This is a genomic window from Micromonospora sp. NPDC049580, from assembly GCF_040675595.1.
GTDB lineage: Bacteria > Actinomycetota > Actinomycetes > Mycobacteriales > Micromonosporaceae > Micromonospora.
Map to the genome: position 1 here is coordinate 1 of NZ_JBFAPG010000409.1, position 5,750 is coordinate 5,750.

Sequence of the window (5,750 nt, forward strand, 5' to 3'; positions counted from 1 at the left end):
GTTCCTCGCCGCGCACCTGGCCGCCCACGAGGGCGGCGAGTCGCGGCGGGCGGTGGTGGGGCCCAGCTACGGCTACAACCCCGATTCGCCGATGGTGGGGGTGGACGAGCTCCTCGCGCAGCTGTCGCCCGAGTTGGTGGTGGAGCGCTACCGCCACCTACCGGAGTTCCAGGACGTGCGCCAGCCCTACTTCGCCGGCTGCGGCATGGACCTGAGGAAACGGTCGATCCCCTGGAAGGCCTTCTGGACCGGAAACTGTTCGATCCGGATGGACGACTTCCGCCGCGTCGGCGCCTTCGAGGAGCGATTCCAGGGCTGGGGTGGCGAGGACATGGAGCTGGGTTTCCGGCTGCACCGCGCCGGCCTGACGATCGAGCTCGCGGCGGATGCGTGGGCGGTTGTCGCGCCGCACGACCGCGACCACAAGGCCAATTTCGACGAGCTGTTCGCCAACATGCGGCTGTTCCTGAGCAAGTTCCCCGAGCCCGCGATCGAGATGGGTCTGGCCGTGATGGTGGAGAAGGGGGAGTTCTGGCAGTGGGAGCCGACGTACCTGGAGCTCCTCGACTGGCAGCAGCGGGCGCGGGGCCTGAGCGTCTCAGCCGAGATAGCCGACGCCCTGGCGGATGTGCCCGACGATGAGGCGGTCACCATCATCGGGTGCGGCGGCGAGCTGCCCGCGTCGGTGACCGGCGCGACCCTCGTCGACTTCGATCACGAACTCCTCGACCGGGCCGTGCGTTCGGGGGACCACAGCGGTTACCACGCTCTTGGGCTGTCCACGCCGCTGAGCGACGACAGTGCCGGCACGGTCGTCATCACCTCGCGGATGGCCGGCGTCTGGGACACCTGGGGAATGCAGATCCTCGCGGAGGCCGGCCGGATCGGCCGCCGGACGATCTCGTACGCCGACCCGGTGCTGCCGACCGCACATTCGCAGCAACCCCACTTCGAAGGGAGAGCCGCATGACAACCCTGGTGGTGTCGCCGCATCTCGATGACGCGGTGCTGTCCTACGGCGGCCACCTCGTCCAGTTGGCCGACGCTGGCGAACACGTCGTCGTCTACACGGTGTTCGCCGAAAGTCCCGCGCCGCCGTACTCGCCGATCGCGACCACCTTCCACGACCAGTGGGCGATCGTCGGTGATCCCGTGGCGGCGCGGCGCGACGAGAACGTCGCGGCCCTCGCCACGCTCGGCGTCGACCCGCCGTATCTGTGCGGCCCGTTCCTCGACGCGATCTACCGCAGGAACGCGCAGGGCGGCTGGGTGATCGACGACGAGAACCCGATGGACCACCATGCCGACGACGAGGACGATCTGGTCGCCGCCGTGGCCGCCGACATCGAGCGGGTGATCGGTGAGTTCTCCGTCGACCGGGTCGTCACGTGCGCGGCGGTCGGCAATCACGTCGATCACCGGCGCACCCGCGACGCCGTCCTCGCCGCGGTGGCCAGGACCGACTCGCCGCTGTCGCTCTGGGACGACTTCCCCTACCTCGCGTGGCCGGGAGTCAACGTCATGCCGGCGCTGCCGGCGGGCGTACGCGTGTCGGAGCCGGTGGCCGTCGCGATCAGTGACAGCCAGTGGGCCCGCAAACTACGCGCGGTCGGCGCCTACGCGAGCCAGATCGCGATGCTGGAGAGCGGTGGCCAGACCATGAGCGAGCAGTACGCCGAGGACTGCGCGAACCGCCGCGACCTCCACGGTGTCGACGGTTTCTACGAGACCGTCCGCGAGGTGGTGGCGCTCACAGATTCCGCTGGACTTCGGTCAGGCGCTCATTGAGGAACGCGCGCTCGACGTCGTTGTCGGTGAGGGTCAGCGCCTCCTCGTAGGCCGTCCGGGCCTGCGACCACTGCCCCAGTTGGCGCAGGAAGTCGGCCCGGGCGGCACTGAGGTACCCGTACGTGGCCAGGGCCGGATCAGCGAGCAGGGGATCCAGCGCGTCGAGGCCGGCCCGGGGGCCGTCGCGGAGCCCGATCGCGACGGCCCGGTTGAGATCCACCACGGGCGAGGGCCAGAGCCGGAACAGGGCGTCGTAGAGCGCGACGATCTGGGCCCAGTCGGTGTCCCGCCAGCTCGCCGCCTCGGCGTGCAGGGCGGCTATCGCGGCCTCCAGGGCGTACCGCGTCGGTGGCCGCCGGCGCAGCGCGTCGGTCACCAACCACCGGCCCTCGGCGATGAGCTGCCGGTCCCAGCGGGAGCGATCCTGCTCGGACAGCAGCACCAGGCGCCCGTCCGCGGACATTCGGGTGTCCTGGCGCGAGGCGTTGAGCAGCAGCAGCGCGAGAAGCGCGCTGATCTCGGCGTTGGTCGGCATGAGCAGATGCAGCATGCGGGCCAGGCTGACGGCGCTGTCCACCAGATCCTGGCGAACCAGGTGGGCGCCGAGCGGCGCCGTGTGCCCGGTGGTGAAGATCAGGTGGACGACCTCCAGGACGGCGCTCACCCGCTCCTCGAGCTGGTCCGGGCCCGGCACCCGGTACGGGATGCGGGCCGCAGCGATCTTCTTCTTGGCCCGGGTGATCCGGGCTGCCATCGTCGCCGGCTGCACCAGGAACGCGCGGGCCACCTCGGGTGTGGACAGCCCGCAGACCAGGCGCAGGGTCAGGGCGACCTGCGCCTCCCGGGCCAGGGCGGGGTGCGAGCAGGTGAAGATGAGCCGCAGCCGGTCGTCGACCAGGCCGTCCTCGGGCCCCGGCGTGGTCTCGTCAGCGACGAGCAGCGGCATCTTGCGACGGAACACCGATTCGCGGCGCAGGACGTCGCGGGCCCGGTTGCGCGCGATGGTGGTCAACCAGGCGCCCGGTCGGTCGGGGACACCGGTCTCCGTCCAGGTCTCCAGGGCCTGTGCGAACGCGTCCTGCGTGCACTCCTCGGCGAGGTCGAGGTCCCGGGTCAGGTGGGCCGTGGTGCTGAACACCTGGGCCGAGTCGCGGCGGTGCGCCTGGGCGACCGCCGCGACAACCTCGTCTTTCATCCGTGGGTCGGCCACGTCAGCCGTGGTCGACCACCGGGCGGATCTCCACACCGCTGTGCGAAGCGTGCACCTCGGGAAGCAGCGTCGCCATCGACAGAACCTCGTCCAGGTCGGTCGCCTCGATCAGGTAGTAGCCGCCGAGTGCCTCCTTGGTCTCCAGGAACGGGCCGTCGGTCGTCTGGATCTGACCCACCGAGTCCGAGCGCAGCGTGGTGGCCGTGGGCGCCAGCTCCAGCTGCTGACCGTCGATGATCTGCGTGCCGGCCTTGGCGACGAACGCCTCGTGCGCCGCGTCGTGCGCCTTCCACTGCTCGTCGGTCATCGCGTCCCACTGCTGGGCGTCGCCGTAGATGAGGATCATGTACTTGGCCATCTCTCATGTCCCGTCGTGTGCCGGCCCCCTCGGTGGTGGCCTCTACATTACGACGGGTCGCGCGGGCGGTAGATCGACAGCAACACCGAAAATCTGGGCCTCGCTGGCCCGGTACGTGGCCCGCGGCGACCGGCCGGCTGACGTGTTCAGTCCCTCGCGTGTGCGAGCAGGCGGTCCAGGGGTTCGAGGTCGAACGGGGTGTCCAGGCCGAGGATGACGTGGGTGGCGCCGGCCTTGAGATAGGCGTCGACCTCGTCCACCTCCGCCGTCTCGATCATCGTGGTGCGTTCGATCTCGGCGGGGTCGCGACCCTGCTCGGCGCACCAGCGGTCGAGGACGGCGCTCTTGTGGGCGAAGCGCTCCGCCGAACCGAAGTCGTTCCACATGTCCGCGTACCGGGCCACGATGCGCAGGGTCACCTTCTCACCGCCGCCGCCGATCAGCAGTGGCACCCGTGCTGCCGACGGGACCAGCGCGGCCAGGCGGGACCGTACGGTCCGCACGCCGTCCTCCAGCGCCCGCAGCCGTTCGCCGGCGCGGCCGAACCGGTAGCCGAACTCGGTGTAGTCCCGCTCGAACCAACCGGCGCCCAGGCCCAGGATCAGGCGACCGTCGCTGATCTGGTCGACCGTGCCCGCCATGGCCGCGAGCAGGTTGGGGTTGCGGTAGCTGTTGCACGTCACCAGCGAGCCGAACCGGACGCGCCGGGTGTCGGCGGCGAGCGCGGCCAGCGTGGTCCAGCACTCGTAGTTCGCGCCGTCCGGGTCGCCGTAGAGCGGATAGAAGTGGTCCCAGGTCCAGACGGTGTCCACACCGAGCTCGTCCGCCGCACGCCAACCCTCGCGTAGCTGAGCCATCTCGCAGTGCTGTGGCTTGAAGAGCACCCCGACCTTGAATCGAGCCATGACCGTCTCCTCTGGATTTACGCGTTATCGAGTCGAGGATGCCCGCAGCGGCCCCGCAAAACCTCTTCACAATTGCTGTTCCGACGCCGTAAAGGCACACGCGGAGTGGATTTCCACGCTCGGCAATCGAGAAGAAATATGGAGCCGGGGAGGTCATTAGGTTCAGCGGCAGATACCGCTCTTCGCACCACCGGATCCCTGCCCGGTGCCGTGCACCGAACCATGGAGGCCCGCGATGGGTAAATGCCCGATCATGCTCGATCCTGAGGGGCGTGACATTCATGCCGAAGCTGCCCGGATCCGCGCCGAGGGCCCGGTCACCCTCGTCGAGGTTCCCGGTGGCTACCACGCCTGGTGCGTCACGTCGTACGACATTGGCAGGAAGCTGCTCGCCGGTGACCAGCTGTCCAAGAACGCGAAGGAGGACTGGCCCCCGTTCGTGCGCGGCGAGGTGCCGCACGACTGGGAGCTCATCACCTGGGTGGCGATGGACAACCTGACCGTTCGTGACGGCGCCGACCACGACCGGCTGCGCAAGCTGGTGTCGCACGCCTTCACGCCGCGCGAGGTCGAGAAGGCCCGACCCCGCGTCGAGTCGATCGTGCAGCGGCTGCTGGACGACATGGAGGCCAGTACGCGGCCGGGCGAGACGGTCGACATCAAGGGGCAGTTCACGTACGCACTGACCGCCACGCTCATCTGCGACCTCTTCGGCGTGCCGGAGGAGGTGCGGGAGGAAGCGCTCAAGGGCACCAAGCAGAACAGCCTGACCAACCACACCGGCGAGATGGCCGCGGCGAACCTCGACCAGTGGCACGACGCCATGTCCAAGCTCGCCGCCCGCCGCCGTCAGGACCCGGGAGACGACCTGACCAGCGTCCTGATCGCCGCGAACGAGGACGGCGAGACGCTCTCCAACGAGGAGCTGATCGGTAGCCTGCACGTCCTGCTCGGCGCGGGATCGGAGACGTTGAGCAACGTGCTGGCCCACTGCATCATCGACCTGAGCACCCACCGCGACCAGCTGGAGCTGATCCGCACCGGGCAGTACACCTGGATGGACGCCTTCGACGAGGCGGTCCGTAAGGACGCCGCCGTCGCCCAGCTGCCCTTCCGCTACGCGAAGGAGGACATCGACGTCGCCGGCGTCCACATCGCCAAGGGCGACCTGGTCCTCATCGCGTACGCCGGGATCGGCCGGGACCCGGCGCTGCACGGCGACACCGCCAACGACTTCGACATCACCCGCCCGGACAAGACGAACCTGTCCTTCGGGCACGGCGAGCACTACTGCCTGGGGCGGCCGCTGGCCACGATGCAGTCGATGGTGGCCCTGCCGGCCCTCTTCGAGCGCTTTCCCGACCTGACCCTGGCCGTGCCGCGCGAGGAACTGCCCCCGCAGGGCTCGTTCATCATGAACGGCTACGACCGGGTGCCGATGTACCTCACCGCCGCGGTCCCCGCGGTCGCCTGAGCCCCGTGCCGACCG

The 5,750-nt window shown here is 69.5% G+C and carries 6 protein-coding genes; 3 read left to right on the forward strand and 3 right to left on the reverse strand.

Features of this window, described 5'->3' with window-relative positions:
* A partial coding sequence (locus tag AB0J68_RS25425; protein WP_363940675.1) for a galactosyltransferase-related protein occupies positions 1-970 on the forward strand: 970 nt, incomplete at its 5' end.
* The gene (locus AB0J68_RS25430) at positions 967-1,788 is read left to right on the forward strand and encodes a PIG-L family deacetylase (RefSeq protein WP_363940677.1); all 822 of its coding nucleotides are present in this window, start codon (positions 967-969) and stop codon (positions 1,786-1,788) included. The genes AB0J68_RS25425 and AB0J68_RS25430, both read left to right, overlap by 4 nt.
* Here AB0J68_RS25430 and AB0J68_RS25435 read toward each other — a convergent pair.
* The 3 genes from AB0J68_RS25435 to AB0J68_RS25445 form a co-directional block, all read right to left on the reverse strand.
* On the reverse strand, positions 1,751-2,983 hold the full coding sequence (locus AB0J68_RS25435) for a sigma-70 family RNA polymerase sigma factor (RefSeq protein WP_363940679.1): 1,233 nt from the start codon (positions 2,981-2,983) through the stop codon (positions 1,751-1,753). The genes AB0J68_RS25430 and AB0J68_RS25435 overlap by 38 nt on opposite strands.
* A 16-nt stretch (positions 2,984-2,999) precedes the next feature.
* Positions 3,000-3,356 (reverse strand): YciI family protein, encoded by a 357-nt coding sequence (locus AB0J68_RS25440; RefSeq protein ID WP_354856225.1) that lies wholly within the window; start codon positions 3,354-3,356, stop codon positions 3,000-3,002.
* 146 nt (positions 3,357-3,502) lie between these two features.
* The gene (locus tag AB0J68_RS25445) at positions 3,503-4,261 is read right to left on the reverse strand and encodes an LLM class F420-dependent oxidoreductase (protein WP_363940681.1); all 759 of its coding nucleotides are present in this window, start codon (positions 4,259-4,261) and stop codon (positions 3,503-3,505) included.
* A gap of 235 nt (positions 4,262-4,496) precedes the next feature.
* Here AB0J68_RS25445 and AB0J68_RS25450 point away from each other — a divergent pair, with 235 nt between their 5' ends.
* Positions 4,497-5,735: a cytochrome P450 gene (locus AB0J68_RS25450; RefSeq protein ID WP_354856223.1), complete on the forward strand. Its 1,239-nt coding sequence runs from the start codon at positions 4,497-4,499 to the stop codon at positions 5,733-5,735.
* Positions 5,736-5,750 lie beyond the last annotated feature (15 nt).

Coding starts and splice junctions, on each gene's coding strand:
- AB0J68_RS25450 (WP_354856223.1), top strand. CDS start 4,497: ATGGGTAAATGCCCGATCATGCTCGATCCTGAGGGGCGTGACATTCAT.
- AB0J68_RS25440 (WP_354856225.1), bottom strand. CDS start 3,356: ATGGCCAAGTACATGATCCTCATCTACGGCGACGCCCAGCAGTGGGAC.
- AB0J68_RS25445 (WP_363940681.1), bottom strand. CDS start 4,261: ATGGCTCGATTCAAGGTCGGGGTGCTCTTCAAGCCACAGCACTGCGAG.
- AB0J68_RS25430 (WP_363940677.1), top strand. CDS start 967: ATGACAACCCTGGTGGTGTCGCCGCATCTCGATGACGCGGTGCTGTCC.
- AB0J68_RS25435 (WP_363940679.1), bottom strand. CDS start 2,983: ATGAAAGACGAGGTTGTCGCGGCGGTCGCCCAGGCGCACCGCCGCGAC.